Origin of the sequence: Aquamicrobium sp. LC103 (assembly GCF_001014615.2) — a bacterium.
In the GTDB taxonomy this organism is placed as follows: domain Bacteria; phylum Pseudomonadota; class Alphaproteobacteria; order Rhizobiales; family Rhizobiaceae; genus LBCQ02.
Genome location: NZ_LBCQ02000004.1, coordinates 214,933 through 236,212, shown reverse-complemented (window position 1 = coordinate 236,212; position 21,280 = coordinate 214,933). Strand labels below are relative to the sequence as shown.

Annotated in this window: 19 protein-coding genes and 1 tRNA gene; 7 read left to right on the top strand and 13 right to left on the bottom strand. The window is 64.5% G+C overall.

Annotation, left to right across the window (positions count from 1 at the left end; all coding sequences use genetic code 11):
* Positions 1-11: 11 nt before the first annotated feature.
* Together XW59_RS09905 and XW59_RS09900 are read right to left on the bottom strand one after the other, a co-directional pair.
* Complete coding sequence (locus XW59_RS09905; protein ID WP_170990119.1) at positions 12-737, bottom strand: methyltransferase domain-containing protein; 726 nt, start codon at positions 735-737, stop codon at positions 12-14.
* A 218-nt stretch (positions 738-955) separates the two neighbouring features.
* Positions 956-1,031, bottom strand: a tRNA-Thr gene (locus XW59_RS09900).
* Positions 1,032-1,177: 146 nt separating this feature from the next.
* Between XW59_RS09900 and XW59_RS09895 the strand changes: the two genes are divergently transcribed.
* Both XW59_RS09895 and XW59_RS09890 read left to right on the top strand, forming a co-directional pair.
* The gene (locus tag XW59_RS09895) at positions 1,178-1,951 is read left to right on the top strand and encodes an NAD kinase (protein WP_047144782.1); all 774 of its coding nucleotides are present in this window, start codon (positions 1,178-1,180) and stop codon (positions 1,949-1,951) included.
* Positions 1,952-2,167: 216 nt separating this feature from the next.
* Positions 2,168-3,688 carry a DEAD/DEAH box helicase gene (locus XW59_RS09890; RefSeq protein WP_047144968.1) on the top strand — a complete coding sequence of 507 codons (1,521 nt, stop codon included), beginning with the start codon at positions 2,168-2,170 and terminating at the stop codon, positions 3,686-3,688.
* Here XW59_RS09890 and XW59_RS09885 read toward each other — a convergent pair whose 3' ends face one another.
* A complete protein-coding gene (locus tag XW59_RS09885) occupies positions 3,689-4,012 on the bottom strand; it encodes a TfoX/Sxy family protein (protein ID WP_047144781.1) in 324 nt (107 codons plus the stop codon). It lies immediately after the preceding gene.
* Between the two features lie 79 nt (positions 4,013-4,091).
* Between XW59_RS09885 and XW59_RS09880 the strand changes: the two genes are divergently transcribed.
* Positions 4,092-4,589: a GFA family protein gene (locus XW59_RS09880; RefSeq protein ID WP_047144780.1), complete on the top strand. Its 498-nt coding sequence runs from the start codon at positions 4,092-4,094 to the stop codon at positions 4,587-4,589.
* 1 nt (position 4,590) lies between these two features.
* On the opposite strand, the gene sufA is transcribed toward XW59_RS09880, so the two are convergent.
* Positions 4,591-4,977: a Fe-S cluster assembly scaffold SufA gene (gene sufA, locus XW59_RS09875; protein WP_047144779.1), complete on the bottom strand. Its 387-nt coding sequence runs from the start codon at positions 4,975-4,977 to the stop codon at positions 4,591-4,593.
* Positions 4,978-5,155: 178 nt separating this feature from the next.
* Between sufA and XW59_RS09870 the strand changes: the two genes are divergently transcribed.
* Positions 5,156-5,461 carry a DUF1236 domain-containing protein gene (locus XW59_RS09870; RefSeq protein WP_047144778.1) on the top strand — a complete coding sequence of 102 codons (306 nt, stop codon included), beginning with the start codon at positions 5,156-5,158 and terminating at the stop codon, positions 5,459-5,461.
* A 52-nt stretch (positions 5,462-5,513) separates the two neighbouring features.
* Here XW59_RS09870 and XW59_RS09865 read toward each other — a convergent pair whose 3' ends face one another.
* The 6 genes from XW59_RS09865 to XW59_RS09840 all read right to left on the bottom strand — a co-directional run bounded on the left by XW59_RS09865 (position 5,514) and on the right by XW59_RS09840 (position 12,131).
* A complete protein-coding gene (locus tag XW59_RS09865) occupies positions 5,514-5,900 on the bottom strand; it encodes an SUF system Fe-S cluster assembly protein (protein ID WP_170990118.1) in 387 nt (128 codons plus the stop codon).
* Positions 5,901-5,905: 5 nt separating this feature from the next.
* Positions 5,906-7,147 (bottom strand): cysteine desulfurase, encoded by a 1,242-nt coding sequence (locus XW59_RS09860; RefSeq protein WP_047144776.1) that lies wholly within the window; start codon positions 7,145-7,147, stop codon positions 5,906-5,908.
* A gap of 70 nt (positions 7,148-7,217) precedes the next feature.
* Positions 7,218-8,483 (bottom strand): Fe-S cluster assembly protein SufD, encoded by a 1,266-nt coding sequence (gene sufD / locus XW59_RS09855; RefSeq protein WP_047144775.1) that lies wholly within the window; start codon positions 8,481-8,483, stop codon positions 7,218-7,220.
* A gap of 9 nt (positions 8,484-8,492) precedes the next feature.
* Positions 8,493-9,248, bottom strand: coding sequence for a Fe-S cluster assembly ATPase SufC (sufC, locus tag XW59_RS09850; RefSeq protein WP_047144774.1), 756 nt, complete (start codon positions 9,246-9,248; stop codon positions 8,493-8,495).
* Between the two features lie 30 nt (positions 9,249-9,278).
* Entirely contained in the window at positions 9,279-10,790 is a 1,512-nt protein-coding gene (gene sufB, locus XW59_RS09845) for a Fe-S cluster assembly protein SufB (protein WP_047144773.1), read from the bottom strand.
* Positions 10,791-10,967: 177 nt separating this feature from the next.
* Entirely contained in the window at positions 10,968-12,131 is a 1,164-nt protein-coding gene (locus XW59_RS09840; RefSeq protein WP_047144772.1) for a cysteine desulfurase family protein, read from the bottom strand.
* Positions 12,132-12,371: 240 nt separating this feature from the next.
* Here XW59_RS09840 and XW59_RS09835 point away from each other — a divergent pair, with 240 nt between their 5' ends.
* Positions 12,372-13,046, top strand: coding sequence for an alpha/beta hydrolase (locus XW59_RS09835; protein WP_047144771.1), 675 nt, complete (start codon positions 12,372-12,374; stop codon positions 13,044-13,046).
* Positions 13,047-13,059: 13 nt separating this feature from the next.
* The gene (locus XW59_RS09830; RefSeq protein WP_047144770.1) at positions 13,060-13,713 is read left to right on the top strand and encodes an FMN-binding negative transcriptional regulator; all 654 of its coding nucleotides are present in this window, start codon (positions 13,060-13,062) and stop codon (positions 13,711-13,713) included.
* Positions 13,714-13,853: 140 nt separating this feature from the next.
* Here XW59_RS09830 and XW59_RS09825 read toward each other — a convergent pair whose 3' ends face one another.
* Both XW59_RS09825 and XW59_RS09820 read right to left on the bottom strand, forming a co-directional pair.
* On the bottom strand, positions 13,854-15,212 hold the full coding sequence (locus tag XW59_RS09825) for an esterase-like activity of phytase family protein (RefSeq protein ID WP_047144769.1): 1,359 nt from the start codon (positions 15,210-15,212) through the stop codon (positions 13,854-13,856).
* Between the two features lie 107 nt (positions 15,213-15,319).
* The gene (locus XW59_RS09820; RefSeq protein WP_047144768.1) at positions 15,320-16,429 is read right to left on the bottom strand and encodes an anhydro-N-acetylmuramic acid kinase; all 1,110 of its coding nucleotides are present in this window, start codon (positions 16,427-16,429) and stop codon (positions 15,320-15,322) included.
* Positions 16,430-16,557: 128 nt separating this feature from the next.
* Here XW59_RS09820 and tyrS point away from each other — a divergent pair, with 128 nt between their 5' ends.
* Positions 16,558-17,811 (top strand): tyrosine--tRNA ligase, encoded by a 1,254-nt coding sequence (gene tyrS, locus XW59_RS09815; RefSeq protein WP_047144967.1) that lies wholly within the window; start codon positions 16,558-16,560, stop codon positions 17,809-17,811.
* 18 nt (positions 17,812-17,829) lie between these two features.
* Here tyrS and XW59_RS09810 read toward each other — a convergent pair whose 3' ends face one another.
* Positions 17,830-21,234 carry a DUF3971 domain-containing protein gene (locus tag XW59_RS09810; RefSeq protein ID WP_047144767.1) on the bottom strand — a complete coding sequence of 1,135 codons (3,405 nt, stop codon included), beginning with the start codon at positions 21,232-21,234 and terminating at the stop codon, positions 17,830-17,832.
* Positions 21,235-21,280: the final 46 nt, after the last annotated feature.

The window sequence follows — 21,280 nt, the reverse complement described above, 5'->3', positions numbered from 1 at the left end:
AACGGAAGATCTCACGACACGGCGGGCCGTTCGTATTCACCTAGCAAATAGTCCTGCTTTCTGGTGACGAAGACAGTGCTGCTGTGAAGCCCGCTTCGCTGGGACGCTGGGATATTATGGTGGGAAATGGTTTCTTCGTCAGCGTATTCATATAGCGAATAGTTCTTATTGATCCGAACGATTGCGCCGAGATGGCGGGAGATGTCTGCTAGACCGAAGCGTCTAACATGATCATGCTGGCCGAAGCGCCGAACGGCCTCCTCACTCGACAGAGGTCCGAAGTATTCGTCATAGTGTCCGCGCATGAGCGGTACGCTGAAGATGTGATAGCCGGTCGCCTTCAGCGCCCGAGATAGATGATGGAACACATACGCGAGGTTGCAGGGAACGTGCTCCAAAACGTGCGAGTGAATGATCAGGTCGTAATGGTCTGACGGCAACGACTCGCCGTCGGTCGTCAGGTCGAATTTGGTCACATCTGTTTTCGAGTAGAGAGAAGGATCAAAGTCGACTGGAGCATAGCCGCCGGGCGAAACCCTAGCGAAATATTCCGCCAATCCCCGCTCGGGAGCAAAGTGCAGGATATAATCGCCTGGCTTCGGGATATTGAGGCGATCAAGAACGAGCTTTATTGCTCTCGTCCGCTCCAGTGAATTGCAGGAGGCGCAGCGAACGCCACTGCGACCATTCATGTCGGCCCAGTCGTTCGAGCCGCAGATATTGCAATTGGCACCCACCTTCCCCCCCATAGCGGTCCCAAATAGGCAGGCTAGTTACCTTCCTCAAAAATATCAATTGCCGCCCCGTGCGGGAGAAAGGGCTTCGCATGCTCGACAACTCATCGAACTCGAACAGAGAACCCTGCAGATCATCGACGATCCGTTCGGCACGAGATTGTCACCCATGTCTTAGGTACAAACTGTTACCTATGTCTCCGGGCCGGGCACAGGAAAATTGGTGCCCCCGGACGGACTCGAACCGCCGACCCCCTGATTACAAATCAGGTGCTCTACCAACTGAGCTACAAGGGCACGGGGTCGGGTTATCACAAAATGCGCGCCAGTAAAGCGGAATGTGGCGATCGCCGTTTCGCATCCGGCCCTATGCAGCCCGGTTGACGCATGATAGGCCGTTGGCCGCAGGATCATCGTGTCACGACAAGGGGCTGCGGTTCGACATGACGGACGGTTCTTCCGCGATAGCCTTCATTTCGGCGGACAATGACGACGCGCGCGAGGCGGCCAAGCGGCTCGCCGCGCTCTACGGCCAGTCGCAGATCGAGGAAGCCAGGACGATCGTCGCGCTCGGCGGCGACGGCTTCATGCTGCAGACGCTGCACGAGCACATGGACAGCGGCCGCAAGATCTACGGCATGAACCGCGGCACGGTCGGCTTCCTCATGAACGAATATTCCGAGGTCGGCCTGCGCGAGCGCATCGACGCAGCCGTTCCCGAGACGATCCGGCCGCTGGTGACTGAGGCGACGACCGCCGGCGGCAAGACCGAGACCATGCGCGCCATCAACGAGGTGTCGTTGTTCCGTCAATCCGCCCAGGCGGCGAAGATCAGGATCACCATCGACGACCATGTCCGCCTCGACGAATTGATTTGCGACGGCGTGATGGTGGCGACGCCCGCCGGCTCCACCGCCTACAATCTCTCCGCGCATGGGCCGATCCTGCCGCTCGACGCCCCCCTGCTCGCGCTGACGCCGGTCAGCCCGTTCCGCCCGCGTCGCTGGCGCGGCGCCCTCATTCCCAACCGCTCGGTGGTCCGCTTCGACATATTGGAGGCCGACAAGCGCCCGGTGAACGCGGTTGCCGACCACGCGGAGGTGAAATCGGTGGTTTCCGTCAGCGTCCGGGAATCGCGCCGGTCCACGGCGACTATCCTTTTTGACGCAAGTCATTCATGGGACGAGCGCATTCTCGCCGAACAATTCAGGTATTAAGTGTTATACGCACATGAAATTTACCTTGAATCACGTCTATTGCATTGCTTTCGGGCTGCATCAGGTTGACATCGCGTTAATCGCGGCTTAACGCCTGCCGCCATGTATCCGCGCGCGCCGCGCCGGGCCACGTGCATGCGCAGCGCATCCGCCTCGCGAACGAGCAAAGACAGCCAAAACGTGTCATCTGACGATCAGACCGATATTCAGGCCGAAATGACGGCCGAAACGCCCGCAACCACCTTCGCCGACCTCGGCCTTTCTCCGAAAGTGCTCTCGGCGGTGACTGACGCAGGTTACCAGAACCCCACCCCCATCCAGGCGGGCGCGATCCCGCATGCGCTGGAGGGCAAGGACGTCCTGGGCATCGCGCAGACCGGAACCGGCAAGACCGCCTCCTTCGTCCTGCCGATGCTGACGCGGCTGGAGAAGGGCCGCGCCCGCGCCCGCATGCCGCGCACCCTGATCCTCGAGCCGACGCGCGAGCTCGCCGCGCAGGTCGAGGAGAACTTCGTCAAATACGGCAAGAATCATCGCCTCAACATCGCGCTTCTCATCGGCGGCGTTTCCTTCGACGAGCAGGAAAAGAAGCTGGAGCGCGGCGCCGACGTGCTGATCGCGACGCCCGGCCGCCTGCTCGACCATTTCGAGCGCGGCAAGCTGCTTCTTTCCGCGGTCGAGGTCCTGGTCATCGACGAGGCCGACCGCATGCTCGACATGGGCTTCATCCCCGACATCGAGCGGATAGCGAAGCTCATCCCCTTCACGCGCCAGACGCTGTTCTTCTCGGCAACCATGCCGCCCGAGATCACCAAGCTGACGGAGCAGTTCCTGCAGGCGCCGGTGCGCGTCGAGGTGTCGAAGGCAGCCTCCACCGGGCAGAACATCACGCAGCGGCTGGTGAAGTCGAAATCCAAGAGCTGGGACAAGCGCGCGACGCTGCGCGACCTGATCCGCGCCGAGGAAGGCGAGCTCAAGAACGCGATCATCTTCTGCAACCGCAAGGTCGACGTCTCCGAGCTCTTCCGCTCGCTGGTGAAGCACGATTTCGACGCCGGCGCGCTGCACGGCGACATGGACCAGCGCGCGCGCATGGCGATGCTTGCCGCCTTCCGCGACGGCAAGCTGAAGCTGCTGGTGGCTTCCGACGTCGCGGCGCGAGGCCTCGACATTCCCGATGTCAGCCACGTCTTCAATTTCGACGTCCCGATCCATGCCGAGGACTATGTGCATCGCATCGGCCGCACCGGCCGGGCGGGACGCTCGGGCAAGTCCTTCACCATCGTCACCAAGTCCGACACCAAATATCTCGATGCGATCGAAAAGCTGATCGGCAACAAGATCGAATGGCTGGACGGGGATCTTTCGACCGTTTCCACCGACGAGGGCGAGGACGAAGCACCGCGGCGCGGTCGCGGACCGCGCAAGAGCGCGCGCGGCAGGGGCGATGACGAGCGCAAGCCGCGCGGCCGCGGACGCGGAAAGCCCGCCGCGGATGGCGAGGACGCCGGCAAGACGGCCGTTTCGACGAACGAGGACCGCGACGACAGGCACTCGCGCAAGGACGCCATCAAGGCCGACAACGCGGAGCGCAGGAAGGTCGACAAGAACGCGGAGCCTCAGCAGCGCCCGCGGCGCGAGGAGCGCGCCAGGCATCGCCGCGACGACGACGAGCCGGCGCCTGTCGGCTTCGGCGACGACGTGCCCGCCTTCATGAAGATACCCGCGCGGGTCTGATCACTTCCTCGCCCTGACCGAGGCTTCGTAGGCCTTTCGCGCCCACAGCGCCATCTCGTCGGGGTCGTCGATGGCCTCGTCGGGTATGCTCCAATAGGGCATGGCGACGGGCCCCCTGCCCTTGCCCCCCTCATAGATCCACTGCCGGCTGCCGGCTGCCTCGAATTCCGGCGCGCTCTCGCTATCCGCCTTGAGCAATATCTCGCCGGAGACTTCCAGCGCGACGATCAGCCCGTGGTGATAGATCCCCTTGCCGCCGAACATCCGCTTGATGGCGACCGGGCCGAGCCCCGCGAACAGATCGGCAATGTCGTCATTCGTCATGTCTGTGGTCCTTTGCAACTTCGGCGCTCCTTGGCCGTTTGGCTAATCTGCGTCAAAGACGAAACCGAGGAAAGCCGCCATGCCCATGCTCCTGAAAGGCTCCTGCCGCTGCGGCGCCGTCCGTTTCGAGGTCATGAGCCATACGCCCGTGCCCTACCAGCGCTGCTACTGCTCGATCTGCCGCAAGCAGCAGGGCGGCGGCGGATATGCGATCAATCTCGCCGCCGATTCCGCCACGCTGAAGGTGGAGGGGGAAGACGATCTCGGCCTCTACCGCGCCGCGATCCACGACGACGAGCATCCCCATTGCGAGATTTCGACTGGCGAGCGGCGCTTCTGCCGCGAATGTGGCTCCGCCCTGTGGCTCTACGACCCGACGTGGCCGGAGCTCGTCCACCCGTTTTCCTCCGCCATCGACAGCGAATTGCCGAAAGCGCTGGAGACGGTGCATCTGATGTTGAAATACAAGGCGTCCTGGGTCGAACCGGACATCCGCCGGGGCGATGCGACCTTCGACCTATATCCCGAGGAATCGATCGCCGGCTGGCATCGCAAGCGCGGATTGTGGATGGAGTAGATTACGCCGCGCTTTGCGCGCGCGCATCCGCCAGGGCCTTGAGGTCGGCGGGCTTCAGTTCCACCGATTCGCCGCAGCCGCAGGCCGAGCTCTGGTTCGGGTTCCTGAAGGTGAAGCCGGTCCGCAAGGTCGTCGTCTCGAAATCCATCTCGGTACCGAGCAGGAAGAGCGCCGCTTCCGGCGCGACATAGACGTGGGCGCCGCCACGCTCGATGTGATCGTCGCCAGGCTTGGGCTCCGTCACCAGGTCGATCGTGTATTCCATTCCGGCGCAGCCGCCCTTCTTGATGCCGAGGCGTATCCCGGCGGCGCTCTCGCGGGTCGCGACGATCTCGCGCACGCGTTCGGCGGCCTTGTCGGTCATGCTGATGACGGCGAAGCGTCCCATGTCTGTCTCCACTCCTGACGGGTTCAAGGCCCGCGAAATGCTTCTATCCTAAAATGGTGAAGAATCGGCCGCGATGCAAGCCGGTGCTCTGTTTCGTGTGTATGCCGTTGATTGTTCGTGATGGAACAGTTTTCGCAACCCCAATGTTTGGCAGGCATCGAGAAAAAGGAGATGTCTCATGAGGCTCCACCTTGCAAGCGCCTGCGCTCTGTTCCTGATGGCGGGAAGCGCTGCGGCTCAAACTGTCATCGTCGCTCCCGAGCAGGAAACGGTGATCCGCGAATACATCACCACCCACGAAGTCGCCCCGATAGCGCCGCCTCCCGACATCGAGATCGCGGTGGGGTCGGTGTTGCCCGACGCCATCGATGTCCACGCGATCGAGGTACCGGAAATCACCGACCAGTACGGCTACGTCGTGGTCGAGAACCGCACGATTCTCGTCGATCCCCAGACGCGCGAGATCGTTCATATCATCGAATGAGGCGCGCGCGTTGAAACCCTGAGGGACGGATGGCGGATTGAACCGCCATTCGTCAGTACCATCCGACCGCGACCTGCGCTTCCTCCGACATGCGGTCCGGCGTCCATGGCGGATCGAACACCATCGACACGTCGACGTCCGAGACCCCTTCGACCGCGCCCACCGCGTTCTGCACCCAACCCGGCATTTCACCCGCCACCGGGCAGCCCGGCGCCGTCAGCGTCATGTCGATCTTCACCGAGCGATCGTCCTCGATGTCGATCTTGTAGATCAGGCCGAGCTCGTAGATGTCGGCCGGTATCTCCGGATCGTAGACCGTCTTGAGCGCGGAAATGATGTCGTCCGTCAGCCGCGCCAGCTCCTCCGCGGGAATGGCGGAAGCGGCCTTGCCTTCCCCGGTGATCTCGGGAGCTTCGTCAGTGCCGATATTTTCATCCATGGCCGTCATCCGAAAAACTTGCGTGCCTTTTCCAGCGCCTCCGCCAGCGCGTCCACCTCCCCCAATGTGTTGTACATGGCGAATGAGGCACGGCATGTCGAGGTCACGCCGAAACGCTTGAGCAGGGGCTGCGCGCAATGCGTACCCGCGCGCACGGCAACGCCGGCGCGGTCGATGACCATCGACACGTCATGCGCGTGGATGCCCTGCAGTTCGAAGGAGACGATCGCGCCCTTGCCGGGCGCGTTGCCGAAGATGCGCAGCGAGTTGATCCCGCGCAGGCGCTCATGGGCATAGGCGAGAAGCTTCGCCTCGTGCGCGGCGATCGCCTCGCGGCCGACCTTTTCCATGTATTCGAGCGACGCGCCCAGACCGATCGCCTGCACGATCGGCGGCGTGCCCGCCTCGAAGCGGTGCGGCGGCTCGTTGTATGTGACCTTGTCCTCGGTCACGTCCTCGATCATCTCGCCGCCGCCTTGGAAGGGGCGCATCGCGTCGAGCATCGCCTTCTTGCCGTAGAGCACGCCGATGCCCGACGGCCCGTACATCTTGTGACCGGTGAAGACGTAGAAGTCGCAATCGAGCTCGCGCACGTCGACCGGCATGTGGACGGCGGCCTGGCTGCCGTCGACGAGCACGGGGATGCCGCGTTCATGTGCGATCCGCACGATCTCCTTGATCGGCGTCACCGTTCCGAGCATGTTCGACATGTGGGTGATGGCGACGAGCTTGGTGCGCTCCGTCAGCCGCTTCTCGAATTCCTCGACATGGAACGCGCCGTCGTCGTCGACCGGCACCCAGACCAGCTTCGCGCCCTGCCTTTCCCGGATGAAATGCCAGGGAACGATGTTGGAATGGTGCTCCATGATCGAGATGACGATCTCGTCGCCCTCGCCGATATTCGGCATGCCCCAGCCATAGGCGACCGTGTTGATCGCCTCGGTCGTGGACTTGGTGAAGACGATCTCGTCGACGCTTCCCGCGTTGAGGAAGCGGCGCACGGTCTCGCGCGCTTTCTCATAGGCGTCGGTCGCGGCGTTCGACAGAAAATGGAGGCCGCGGTGCACGTTCGCATATTCGTTCGAATAGGCGTACAGGACCGCGTCGAGCATGGCCTGCGGCTTCTGCGCCGACGCGCCGTTGTCGAGATAGACCAGCGGTTTGCCGTAGACCTCGCGCGAAAGGATCGGAAAGTCGCGGCGGATGGCCTCCACGTCATAGGCGGTTTGTTCGACGGACTGGTCCACGTTCGTTGCTCTTTCGATCAGTTCGAGCCCGTTTCGACCCGGACGAGGGCAAAGGTTCTCCGCGCCGGACTCACCCGTGCGCGGCGAACCACTGGGTCAGTTTCTCTTCCAGCGCCTCGACGATGTTTTCCTCCTCGAGCTCCTCGATCACTTCGGCGAGGAAGGCCTTGACGAGCAGCCCGCGCGCCAGCTTCTCCTCGACGCCGCGCGCCATCAGGTAGAAGAGGTGGTCATGGTTGATCTCGGTCACCGTCGCGCCATGGCCGCAGGCCACGTCGTCGGCGAAGATCTCCAGCTCCGGCTTGGTCGAGAATTCGCCGTCGTCCGAAAGAAGAAGCGTGTTGCACGCCATCTTCGCATCGGTCTTCTGGGCGATCGCCGCGACGCGGATCTGTCCCTGGAAGACGCCGCGCGCCTTGTCGAGCACGACATTGCGGATGACCTCGGTGGAGGTCGTGTCGGGCGCGGCATGGTCGAGAACCATCGTCACGTCGCAATGCGTCTCTCCGCCGAGGAGGTTCGCTCCGCGCAGCTTGAAATCCGAGCCTTCGCCGGCCGCCACCACGCGCACTTCCTGGCGCACCAGCTTGCCGCCGGCGTTCATGAGGAACAGCGTCAGCTTGGCGTCCTTGCCGATCGTCACCTTGATCTGGCCGAGCTGGGTCGCGCCTTTCGGCTGTTCCTGCAGGATCAGCCACACGATCTCGGCGCCGTCGCCGACCTCGAGTTCGCTGACGGAACTGACCAGCGCATCGCCGGAACCGGTCTGGCGCTCGACGATCACCGCCTTCGAGCCCGCGCCGGCCGAGACCGCGAAGCGGGTATGCGCCTGGCCGCCGGCCTGAACGTTCTGCAGTTCGATCGGCGCCTCGATCTCCGCGCCGTCGGCGATCGTCAGCGTATGGCCATCGGAAACGAAGGCGACGTTGACCGTGCCGATCGCATCGGCATCGTCCTCGATCGCGAACGCCTTGCCGGGATCGCCGGCAAGCAGCCGGTCGCGGAAGAGCTCGCTGGCAACGCCTTCCAGCGTCGGCGCCTTTTCCGCGACGCCGTTCAAGACGCGATAAAGCGCCGAGCCTTCGAGCAGCGGACGCACCGCCTGCGGCTTGGCCGCCGGATCGAAGGCCGGAACCGAGTTCAGAAGACGGCGAAGGTCGGTATAGTGCCACGCCTCGATCCGCCGCGTCGGCAGGCCGATCTTCAAGGCCTCGATGGCGTCGTCGCGCCGGGTGGTCACCTCGGCGTCGCCCGGCAGGTCGGAAAGCCGCTCGGCAAATGCCTCGACGAGCGCGTTTTCCGCCGGGGTCAGGGTCTGGCCCGCATGAATGTTCATCGCTACCCCCTACGCCGCCTCGTCGATGACGCCGGCATAACCGTTCTGCTCGAGCTCGAGCGCGAGGCTCTTGTCGCCCGACTTGATCACCTGGCCCTTGTAGAGCACGTGCACGCTGTCCGGCACGATGTGCTCGAGCAGGCGCTGATAGTGCGTGATGACGACGATCGCGCGGTCGGGCGAGCGAAGCGCGTTGACGCCTTCCGACACGATCTTGAGCGCGTCGATGTCGAGGCCCGAATCGGTCTCGTCGAGCACACAGAGCTTCGGCTCCAACAGCTTCATCTGCAGGATTTCCGCGCGCTTCTTCTCGCCGCCGGAGAAGCCGACGTTCAGCGGGCGCTTGAGCATGTCCATCTCGATGTTGAGCGCGCCGGCGGCTTCCTTCACGCGCTTCAGCAGATCGGGAATCTTCAGCTCGTCCTCGCCGCGCGCCTTGCGCTGCGAGTTCATCGCGACCTTGAGAAACTCCATCGTCGCCACGCCCGGTATCTCCATCGGATACTGGAAGGCGAGGAAGATGCCGGCGGCGGCGCGCTCGGCCGGGTCCATTTCCAGGATGGATTCGCCGTTGTAGAGGATGTCGCCCTCGGTCACCTCGTAATCCTCGCGGCCGGCGAGGATGTAGGAAAGCGTCGACTTGCCCGAGCCGTTCGGCCCCATGATTGCGGCGACCTCGCCCTGCTTCACGGTGAGGTTCAGGCCGCGGATGATCTCGGTGTCGGTATCGGCGATCTTGGCGTGCAGGTTTCTGATTTCAAGCATTTGGTTCTTCCTGAAAAATTTGCGTTCGGATCAGCCGACGGAGCCTTCCAGCGAAATACCGATCAGCTTCTGCGCCTCGACGGCGAACTCCATCGGCAGTTCCTGGATGACTTCCTTGACGAAGCCGTTGACGATCAGCGCGATCGCTTCCTCTTCGGGAATTCCGCGCTGCATGACGTAGAAGAGCTGGTCTTCCGAGATCTTCGAGGTCGTCGCCTCGTGCTCGAACTTCGCCGTCGCGTTCTTCGCCTCGATATAGGGCACGGTGTGCGCACCACACTCATTGCCGATCAGGAGCGAATCGCACTGGGTGAAGTTGCGGGCGTTCGTCGCCTTGCGGTGGGCCGAGACCTGGCCGCGATAGGTGTTGTTCGACTGGCCCGCCGAGATACCCTTGGAGATGATCCGGCTCGACGTGTTCTTGCCGAGATGGATCATCTTGGTGCCCGAGTCGATCTGCTGATGGCCGTTGGACACGGCGATCGAATAGAACTCGCCGCGGCTGTCGTCACCGCGCAGGATGCAGGACGGGTACTTCCAGGTGATCGCCGAGCCGGTCTCGACCTGCGTCCAGGAAATCTTGGAGCGGTCGCCGCGGCAGTCGCCGCGCTTGGTGACGAAATTGTAGATGCCGCCCTTGCCCTGGGCATCGCCCGGATACCAGTTCTGCACCGTCGAGTACTTGATCTCGGCGTCGTCCAGCGCGATCAGCTCGACCACGGCGGCATGAAGCTGGTTCTCGTCGCGCTGCGGCGCGGTGCAGCCTTCGAGGTAGGAGACGTAGGCGCCCTCCTCCGCGATGATCAGCGTGCGCTCGAACTGGCCGGTGTTCTTCTCGTTGATGCGGAAATAGGTCGACAGTTCCATCGGGCAGCGAACGCCCTTGGGCACGAACACGAACGAGCCGTCGGTGAACACGGCCGAATTGAGCGTGGCGTAGAAATTGTCGGTCGTGGGCACCACGGAGCCGAGATATTTCTGGACCAGCTCCGGGTGCTCGCGGATCGCCTCGGAGATCGAGCAGAAGATCACGCCGGCCTTGGCGAGCTCTTCCTTGAAGGTGGTGACGACCGAAACCGAATCGAACACGGCGTCGACTGCCACCCGGCCCGACTTGTAGACATTGTCGTTGGCGCTCTCGTCGTCCGGGTCCTTCTGGACGCCGGCGAGGATTTCCTGCTCGCGCAGCGGAATGCCGAGCTTCTCGTAGACCTTGAGCAGCTCGGGATCGACCTCGTCGAGCGAACGCGGGCCGGACTGGTTTTTCGGCGCGGCGTAGTAATGGATGTCCTGGAAATCGATCTTGGGGTAGCTCACCCGCGCCCAGGTCGGCTCCTCCAGCGTCAGCCAGCGGCGATAGGCGCCCAGCCGCCATTCCAGCATCCAGTCGGGCTCGCCCTTCTTCGCCGAAATGAAGCGGATGATGTCCTCGTTGAGACCCTTGGGAGCCTTGTCGGTCTCGATCTCGGTCTCGAAACCGTATTTGTACTGGTCCACGTCGATCTTGCGGACCTGCTCGATCGTCTCCTGCACAGCAGGCATCGGCGCTCTCCATCCTCGCCGGGGTCAAGGCCCGGCAGTTGTCGATATCGCATATGGCCGCCTACAGGCGGTATGCGCTCTATTTAAGGTGTGCGGAGCGAAATTGCACCACCAGCGATGCAATTCCTTCCGACACGAGTTTCGCCGGACCGTCGCGGTCCGGGTTTCGTCGCCGCCTCAGGCCGCGCTCGTCCTTGTGGCGCGCCGCGCGACAAGGCCGGCCAGCGCCTCGCGGAACGCCGAAAGCTCGGCTTCGCCGGTATCCCGGCCGATCGAGACGCGCAACGCGCCCATGCCGTCGACCACGCCCATCGCCTTGAGCACGTGGCTCGGCCCGACCTTGCCGGAAGAGCAGGCTGAGCCCGCCGAAAGGGAAATCCCGGCGAGATCCAGGGCGATCTGCGCGGTCTCGGCCTTGAGGCCGGGTATCGCAAAGAAAACCGTATTGCAAAGCCGTTCTGCGTCGGCACCGTAAATTTCGGCGTCCGGCACCAATTCCTTCACCGCATCCTCGAAGACGGCACGCGTCGAGGCGACCCTTCCGGCCTCCTCCAGCGCGGCAAGCGCTTCGCGCGCGGCCGCCCCGAAACCGGCGATCGCGGCGAGGTTCTCCGTGCCCGCGCGGTGGCCTTTTTCCTGCCCTCCGCCGCTGACGAGCGGGACCGGCATCATCAGGTCGGACGCGCCGACGATCGCGCCGGCGCCCTTCGGTCCGCCGATCTTGTGCGAGGAAAAAATAAGGAAGTCGGCACAAAGCTCTGAAATATCGAGAGAAACTCTCCCCGCAGCCTGCACCGCATCGATCACGGCGATGCCGCCGGCCGCCTTGGCGGCGCGGGCGATTTCGCGCATCGGCTGGACCACGCCGGTCTCGTTGTTGGCCGCGTGCACGGCGACCATCGGCAGGCCGCCCTGCCTGTCGTGCCGCGCGAGCGCGGCTTCGAGCGCGGCAAGGTCGATGACGCCGTTCGCGTCGACCCCGATCGTTTCCACCATATCGGCCGGAAAACGCCCGCCGCCGCGAATGCAGGGATGATCCGTCGCCGAGACATGAAGGCGCGAAACGCGCAGCGGCGCGCGCCCCATCCTCCAATCGGGCGTAAGCAGGGTGGAAGCGGCCTCGGTCGCGCCGGAAGTGAAGACGACATGCTCGGGCTTCGCCGCGCAGAGCGCGGCGACGTCGCGCCTCGCATCCTCGATCATCCGTCGCGCATCGCGCCCGTCGGCATGGACGGAAGACGGGTTGGCGTCTATCTCGAGCGCGGCAAGCATTGCCCGGCGCGCCGCCGGCAAAAGCGGAGCACTTGCATTGTAGTCGAGATAGGTGCGCGTCACCGCCATGACCGCAAATCTTCTCCTTCAGGCCGCAATCACCGGGAAGTCGGCGTTTTTCCTTGAAATTGCAAGGCCAGCCGTCCTATCTACCCGCTTCGAAAACCAGATGGGCTTGCCCGTCGAGTTTTGAACAATTCTAAACTAGCTTCTAAGAAGACGGTCGCCTTACGTCAAGGCCATTCGGCCTTTTCCCCCGAAATCGGGGTGGCGAGCGACGTCCGTGGAGCGGCAGTAACTGGAGCAGATATGCCAGAGGTCATTTTCGCAGGTCCGGCCGGACGTCTCGAGGGTCGTTACCAGCCTTCGAAGGAAAAGAACGCGCCGATCGCGATTATTCTTCATCCGCACCCGCAATTCGGCGGCACGATGAACAACAAGATCGTCTACGACCTCTTCTACATGTTCCAGAAGCGCAACTTCACCACGCTGCGCTTCAATTTCCGCGGCATCGGTCGCAGCCAGGGCGAATTCGACCACGGCACGGGCGAATTGTCGGACGCCGCCGCCGCGCTCGACTGGGTGCAGTCGCTGCATCCCGATTCCAAGAGCTGCTGGGTTGCCGGTTATTCCTTCGGCGCCTGGATCGGCATGCAGCTCCTGATGCGCCGCCCCGAGATCGAAGGCTTCATCTCGATCGCGCCGCAGCCCAACACCTATGATTTCTCGTTCCTGGCGCCATGCCCCTCCTCCGGGCTGATCATCCACGGCGATGCCGACAAGGTGGCGCCGCCGAAGGACGTGCAGGGTCTCGTCGACAAGCTGCACACCCAGAAGGGCATCACCATCACGCAGAAGACGCTTCCGGGCGCCAACCATTTCTTCTCGAACGACCCCGATGTTCTGATCGAGGAATGCGCCGACTACCTCGACCGGCGGCTTGCCGGCGAGCTCGCCGACCCACGGCCGAAACGGCTCAGATAGGAAGGGCAACGATATGTACCAGCCTCCCCATTTCATCGAAACGCGGCTGGACGTTCTGCATGCCTTGATCACCGCCCATCCGCTCGGGCTGCTTGTCTCGAACGGACCGGAAGGGCCGGTCGCCAATCCGTTGCCCTTCCTGCTCGACGCCGGAGCGTCGCCGAAGGGCACGCTGCGGGCGCATCTCGCCAAGGCGAATCCGCAGTGGCGCATGCTAGCGGACGATCCCGAAACGCCGGTCCTGGTCGTCTTCCAGGGCGCCGACACCTATGTGACGCCGTCCTGGTACGAGACCAAGCGCGAAACCGGCAAGGTCGTGCCGACCTGGAACTACGCCATGGTGCAGGTGCGCGGCCGCCCGCGCATCATCGACGACCGGGACTGGCTTGCCGGGCAGATCGCCGAGCTGACGGCCGGCCACGAAGCGGAACGATCCGAGCCGTGGAAGGTCACGGACGCGCCGGATGCCTTCATAGAGGCGCAGCTCAAGGGCATCGTCGGACTTGAGATCGAGATCGCCGCCATCGACGGCAAATGGAAAGTCAGCCAGAACCGTCCCGTCACGGATCGCGCCGGTGTCGCCGAAGGCTTGGCGAAGGAACCGAAGCCGGCCAGTGCGGAGATGGCTCATATGGTGCGCCGCTATGGCGGTCTGACCGGCGAATAGATCGAGTCTCCGCCCGCCCGGACCGCGCTCGCCGGTCATTCCGACGGACTTTCGCAGACGAACAATGGGCAGAAAAAGGGCCCCGATCGTTCCGGAGTCCCTTTTTCCATTCATGAGAAAGCGGACATAACAGTCAGGATTTATTCCGCTTTCAGGAATTCGCCGACTTCCAGCAGCACGAACTCGTTGTCGTCCACCGCATCCACCGCGCGCCCGGCCGAGAACGGCAGGTTGTTGTCGTTTCCGACGATGATGTGGTTCTCGTCGACGCGGTCGACATTCTCGATCGTCACGAACGGCATGTCGTAGAAACCGTCGCCGCCGCCCTGGCGCTTCCTGTTGTCCGGATCCGCGATGTTGAGCAGGTCGATATAGCCGATCTTGCGCACCGCGCCGCCGACATTGTCGTCGCTCATCTCGATCTTGTAGATGCGCTTGACCTTGGACGGCTTGGCGAAGCAGTCGGGCTTCGGGTCGTTCGCGTCCGCGCAGGCATTCGCGGCGACGCCCGCGCCGTTGTCGCGCTCGATGACCAGCGCGGTCGTCGCATCGAGCATGTTGAAATCGCCGATCGCCTCGCCGCCCTCGGCAAGCGGATAGAACCAGCTCCGGCCGGTCCATTCCTTGCTGGCGACGTCGAATTCGATGACCCGCAGCGCCGTCCGGCCGTCCGCCTGCTCGACCGAACCGTCTTCGAGGAAAAGCGGACCTTCGAGCATGCCGTAGAGTTTGCTCCCGTCCTTCGACATCGCCAGGCCCTCGTAGCCGCCCGAGCGCTTCAGGTTGAAGGACGGCATTTTTCCGGTCGGGCTGCCCGGCAGCGCCAGCGCGGGATGGTCGGGCGAACGCACCGGCTTGCCGTCGGCCACGGTCTCGAACACGTCCGTCAGGCGGCCTTCCGCATCGAACTTCAGGAGGTAGGGCCCGAACTCCTCGCCGATCCAGAAGCCGTCCGCCACCGGCTGGATCGATTCCACGTCGAAATCGGCGCCGGTGAGAAAGCGGTTGTCGGACCCCTCGAGCACGATCGGGAACGGCGCCTTCCTGTCCGGGTCGGTCAGAAACACCGTCTGCAGCCTTTCCACCTCGCCGCCGTCCCAATCGAAGCGAAGCTGGTGCAGCATCAGCATGGCATCGGGCGAGTTCAGCTTGTTGCCGAACCCGTTGTCGGAGAGCGACCAGAACGTGCCGTCCTCCATGGCCTTGATCCCGGAAAAGCCCTGGACCGGCTGGCCGTCGAAGGGAAGCGAGAGATTGGTCGGGCGGTGACCGTCCATGCCGGGAACGGTGCCCAGCTCTTCCGTGCGGCGGCGGTCGGGCGTGGTGAACTTGCCCGAGACCTTCATGTGCTCGGGCGCGTTCTCCGGCGCGGCGACGAAGGTCTCGGCCGGCAGGATCGCATGGCCGGCAAGCGTCGCGGGAAATTCCTTTTCCTGCGCCAGCGAAGGAGCGGTCGTGAGGGCAATGGCGGCGACAGCCGCGAGCAACGAAGGTTTCATGATGATGACCCGGTTGGAAATGACTTATGCGCAAGTGCTAGGCGCCGCGCATGTCGGCCGGGTGACGCGACCATAAAGCTTCGATGACAATCCCCGTGGACGATGCCTCAGGGGCGGGCGAGCACGCCGCCGCTGACGGGCTTCCTGCAGCCCGTCGTCGTCGGAAAGGTCAGCGGCAGGCCCTTCAGCGAGCGTACCGCCAGAAACGCCCACGCCTCCGCCTCCATCGCGTCCCCGTCGAGGCCGGCATCCTCCGCAAGCACGACCTCCGCGCCATGCGCGGCCGCTCCTTGCCGCAAATCGCCGACGATGTGCGGATTCTTGCGGCCGCCGCCGCAGGCGATCCACAGCTTCGGCGGCTCGGGCATGTGCTCGGCCGACCTCAGGATCGCCTCCGCCGAAACGGCCGCCAGCGTCCGCGCGCCGTCCGACAATTCGAGACCGCTCGCGATCTCCAGGGTAAAATCGTTTCGATCCAGGGATTTGGGACCGGCTTTCTCGAAGAAGGGATTGTCGAGATAGCGGTCCACCACGCTGCGCACGACACCGCCTTCGCTGGCGATCATGCCGTCGGCGTCGTAGGGCACGCCGCCCTGGCTCGCCACCCACTGGTCGATCAGCGCGTTGCCGGGCCCGCTGTCGAAGGCGACGGGGTCGTCCCGCTTCGGCACGTAGGTCACGTTCGAGATGCCGCCGATATTGACGAAGCAGACGGGAAACCGGGCCAGGCCGGCCGGCAGCGAGGCGGCGAGCGCGGCATGATAGGCCGGCACCAGCGGCGCGCCCTGCCCGCCATGCTCCATGTCCCTGGCGCGCATGTCGTAGACCACCGGCAGGCCGGTTTCGCGCGCCAGCAGCGCCCCGTCCCCGATCTGCACGGTCAGCGCCCTTTCCGGCCGGTGAAGGACGGTCTGGCCGTGAAAGCCGACGACGTCGATCCTCGCATCCGGATGCGCGGCCGCGAAACGCCGGACGGCCTCGGCATGGCGCATCGTCAGCTCGCGCTCCAGCGCCGCGAGGTCGCCCGGCCGCTCGTCGCGCTTCTCGATCCGCTTCGCGGTCTCCAGCGCCTCCTCGATGCTTCGGCGAAACACGGCCTCGTAGGGCACGAACATGCTGGCCCCGCGCTTCACATCGCCTTCGCCGTCGGTTTCCAGCATCGCCAGGTCGATGCCGTCCATCGAGGTTCCGCTCATCAGGCCGAGTGCCGAGGTCATTTTTCCTGTCGACTTTCGCGTGCCATGTCACGTTTCTTGTGATTCCGCCCCTCTTGATGCTAAAGGCGCGCCATCGGCTTTGCCATCGGCAAGGCGGAACGACGAACTTCTCCACCGGAAAGAACCGAATTATGTCCTTCAAATCCGAATTCCTGCGCACCCTTTCCGAGCGCGGCTTCATCCACCAGATCTCGGATGAAACCGGCCTCGACGACCTCTTCGCGAAGGAAACCGTGACGGCATATATCGGCTTCGATCCGACGGCGCCGAGCCTTCACGCCGGCGGGCTCATTCAGATCATGATGCTGCACTGGCTGCAACAAACCGGCCATCGCCCGATCGCGCTGATGGGCGGCGGCACCGGCATGGTCGGCGACCCGTCCTTCAAGGACGAGGCGCGCAAGCTGATGACGCTCGACACCATCGCCGCCAACATCGCCTCCATCAAGCGGGTCTTCGCCAACTATCTCACCTTCGGCGAAGGCGCGAAGGACGCGGTCATGGTCAACAACGCCGATTGGCTGGCCCCGCTTAACTATCTCGAATTCCTCCGCGACGTCGGCCGGCACTTCTCGGTCAACCGCATGCTGAGCTTCGATTCCGTCAAGCTGCGGCTCGAGCGCGACCAGTCGCTGTCGTTCCTCGAATTCAACTACATGATCCTGCAGGCCTACGACTTCGTCGAGCTGAGCAAGCGCTACGGCACGCGCCTGCAGATGGGCGGCTCCGACCAGTGGGGCAACATCGTCAACGGCATCGATCTCGGCCACCGCATGGGCACGCAGCAGCTCTACGCGCTGACCTCGCCGCTGCTGACCACCGCCTCCGGCGCCAAGATGGGCAAGTCGCTTTCGGGCGCCGTCTGGCTCAACCCGGACATGCTGTCGGCCTATGATTTCTGGCAGTACTGGCGCAACACGGAAGATGCCGATGTCGGCCGCTTCCTGAAGCTCTACACCACGCTGCCTCTCGACGAGATCGCGCGGCTTGCCGCGCTTGGCGGCTCGGAGATCAACGAGGCCAAGAAAGTATTGGCCACCGAGGTGACGGCGATGCTGCACGGGCGCGAGAACGCCGAGCAGGCCGCCGAAACCGCGCGCAAGACCTTCGAGGAAGGAGCGCTCGCCGAGAGCCTGCCGACGGTGGAGGTCGCGAAGTCGGAACTGGAAGCCGGCATCGGCATTCTGTCGCTCTTCGTCAAGGCCGGCCTTGCCGCCTCCAACGGCGAGGCGCGCCGGCAGGTTCAGGGCGGAGCCGTGCGCCTCAACGACGAGCCCGTCTCCGACGATCGCCGCGGCGTGACGGTTGCGGACCTGACCGCCGAAGGCGTCGTCAAGCTTTCCATGGGCAGGAAGAAGCACGTCCTGGTGCGGCCGGTCTGACCGGCCGCGCCAGCGCTTTCAGCGGAACTCGAACACCGAGCGGAAGATGCCCGGCGCGATCACCGACAGCGGATTGATCTGAAGGTCCGGCTCGCCCGCCTTGCCGGCGAGCCGGAACGTGATGCCGATCAGGCCGCGGTCGCGGCCATTGCCGAGAATCTGGCCGATCAGCGGAATCTCGCCGAAGATCCGGTTCAGCCCATAGGCCGGCATGAAGGTGCCGGTCATCGCCATGTTGCCGGACCTGTCGTAGAGCGAGCCCTGGAAGGTGGCGCCGATCAGCGGTCCGCGCAGCACGCCGCGATCGAGATTGAGATAGCCCGTTCCCTTCTCCACGACCGAGAAGCCGCGCTCGAACTGCACGCGCGAAACGTCGATCTCGCCGCGTACCGCGTCGTTGAGGGTGCGCCCGTCGCTGGCCGGCGCCGTGGAGACCAGCGAACTCAGCCGCGGCTCGTTGACGACCCAGAAATTGCGCGCATCCACCTGCCCGGAGAGCGGTCCGCCGCTGCCCTTGAGCGCAACCGTGATGTCGCCGCCCTCCATCCGCTCGTAAATGTCGAGGAACCGCAGTATCGAGCCGGCATCGGCGGATTGCATGCGGATGTTGCGTGCGCCGCCCGCCCTGCCGTCGGTGAAGGTCACCTTGCGCCCGTTGCGCGTGGTGGCGGAAAACTCCAGCGCATCGGTCACCGGGCCGTTGCCCCGATAGCTCAGCGTCACGTCGCGCAATGTCTCGCCGTGAAAACCGATCGCGGACGCGACCGCGAGATCGACCGTCACGGGCACGCCCTCGACCGACTTGGCGGCTCCCTCCGCGTCGGCGGTCAACATCTTGATGACCGAACGCACGTCGATCGAATTGCCGCGTATGGTGACGTTGTAGCCGCTGCCCTGCCGCTTCACGTCCACGGAGAAATCGTCGGTACGGTTGAGTTTGGCGGAATTGAGCTTGACGCTCGACACGCCGCCGCGATCGAGCGAGATCGCGCCCGCGGCTGAAAACGTGTCGCCCTTGACCCGGAAATCCGAAAGCTCGGTCCGGCTCCCGCGCCTCTCCATGGTGAAGCTGGCGGTTCCGGGTATGCCCGTTCCCTTGCTCCATCCCACCCATGGCACCTTGAGGGTGGAACGGGAAAGGTCGGCCGTGATGGCCTCCTTGCCCTCGCCGGCGGCCACCGCCTGCACCAGCGCGGTCCCGCCCAGAACGACATCGAGGCCCGGCGCGAGCGCATCGCGCGCCTTGTCGTCCAGCACCAGATCGACCTTGCGCTCTCGCGCAATCTCGCTGTTGCCCAGCGGGAACACCAGATGCACCTTGGAGGCCGCGCCGTTCAGCTTCGCATCCGCGTCGATCGCCGCGCGCGTCGGCTCGACGACGATCCGCCCCTTCGCCTCCGTGACGGTCATGCCCTCGAACGGCCTTGCCAGCGCGAGGTCGGAATAGTCGAGCTCGACCTTCCATCCGAGGCTTTCCACGGGGACGTTCCGCGTCAGCGGAATATCGGCGGACACCGTTCCGCTCACCTCGCCCGACAGCTCCCCCGGCTTGAGATCGACGAAGCGCTCGACATTGATCGGCTCGTAGCCGGCCAGCGCCATGATCGCCGGCGCCTGCCCGTCGACGCCGATCCGCAGTTTGCCGATCACCGGGTTCAGATGCGCGTCGCGGATCGTCAGCGTGCCGGCGCTTGCATTCACGGTCCTTCCGTCGCTCATGAAAACGGTGCCCGAATTGAGCGCGATGTCGACATCCGTCCCGCGAAACTCGACGACGCCGTCGCCGTCGCGCATCGGCGGAAGCCGGCCGGCCATGTCGAATCGGGTTCCCGCGATCGCGAAACGGCCGGAGACCTCGTCGCCGTCGAACGGGATGCCGTTGCCCATGCGTCCCGGCGGAACGCCGAGCCGCACGCTGCCCTCGACAACGCGCCCGCCATAGACGTTCTTCGATACCCAGTTGCGCGCGCCGGGCGCGGCAAAGAACGGCCAGATCTGCTTGACATGACTGACCGGCATGTCGGTGACGTCGACATTGAGCTGCAGGCCCGGCGACTTGCCCGGCTCGAACCGCACCTCTGCCGAGCCGGTGACCTCGCCCTGGGCGGTGCGCAGCCCGATCTCGTCGACGTCGAGAATGCGGGCCGGCCCTTCGTAGCGGCCGGCGATGCGGGCGAGAACCGGCAAAGCCGGCTCGGACGAACCTTCCGGCGAGATCACCGAACCGTCGCTGACCAGCTCGTAGCGGTAGTGCGGCCGCTCGCCGCTCGCCTTCGGCGCGGGGCCGACGGCGCCGTGAAACTGCCAGCGCGACCGCCCGCTGGTGACGCTCGCCCGTTCGATCTCGATCTTCCTCGTGCCGCCGACGACCGTGGCGGTCATGTCGGCATCGATCTTCATCTGGCCGGGACGGCCCATGTCGAAGACCGCGTTGGCAAGATGCGCGTTGAACGACAGGCGGTTTGGAGCCCCCGACCCTTCCGCGCCGGTGATCTCGACGTTCAGATTTCCCAGCACGTTGGGGTCCTCGACCGCGGCGCCATTGCCGGCCACCACGATTTCCGGCGCTTCCGAATTCGTCGTGATCGCGAGGCGCTCGATGCGCCGCTCACCGGCGTTGCGCGAGGCCGTTCCCTCGAGCTTCACCACCCGCTCGCCCCAGCGCAGCAGTGCCGAGATGGCGAGCTGGCCGTCTGCCGGCGCCGACAGCCTGGAGCTTTCCACCAAGAGGCGGCGCTCGTTCTCGCCGCTGCCGAAGACGATCTCGACGTTTTCCAGGTCGATCTCGTCCGTGCCGCTGGCCTGGAGCGCGTCGAAGGCCTGGTGGAGGCTGTCGAACACCAGGGCCGCGGCGACATCGGGATCGAGCAGCCCGTCCTCGTTCAGGAAATGCAGGCCGACGCCCTGCCCGTCCGCGCGCGGCAAGGCTTCCATCATGATACGGGCATTGCCCAGATGCGCGCTGCCGAGCTTCACCTCGCCGCGCAGCAGCGGCAGCGCCCTCAAGCCGAAACGCAGCGAACCCACGCTCATCATCGTCGCGTTCGATTCGGCGGAGGCGATTTCAGCGTCGCGGATTTCGATGCCCACCCGGCGCCCCTTGGCGACCGAGAAACGGGTGCTGCCGATGGCGGTGGTTACCCTGGTGCCCGCAAGCGCGGTGATCGCCGCCTGCGCTTCGCGCTGGAGCCGCTCGTTTCCGACCCCGCTTCGCGCCGCGAAGTAGACGGCGCCGATCGCCGCGATCGACAGCACGAGGCTCGCGAGCACGACATAGGTCAGCGTTCTCGTCAGCCGTGACCACAGCGGCCGCCGCGCCCTGGTGGGAGCCGGCGTGGGCGCGGCAGACGGCAATGCGTCGAGACGAGCGATTTCGTTACGCCTGAAGCGTATTTTCTCGTGTTGCGGGGCGTCGCCGTGCACCAGTTCGCTGCCGACCTTTCCGTAATGGACGAATCTTGGGGAGCCA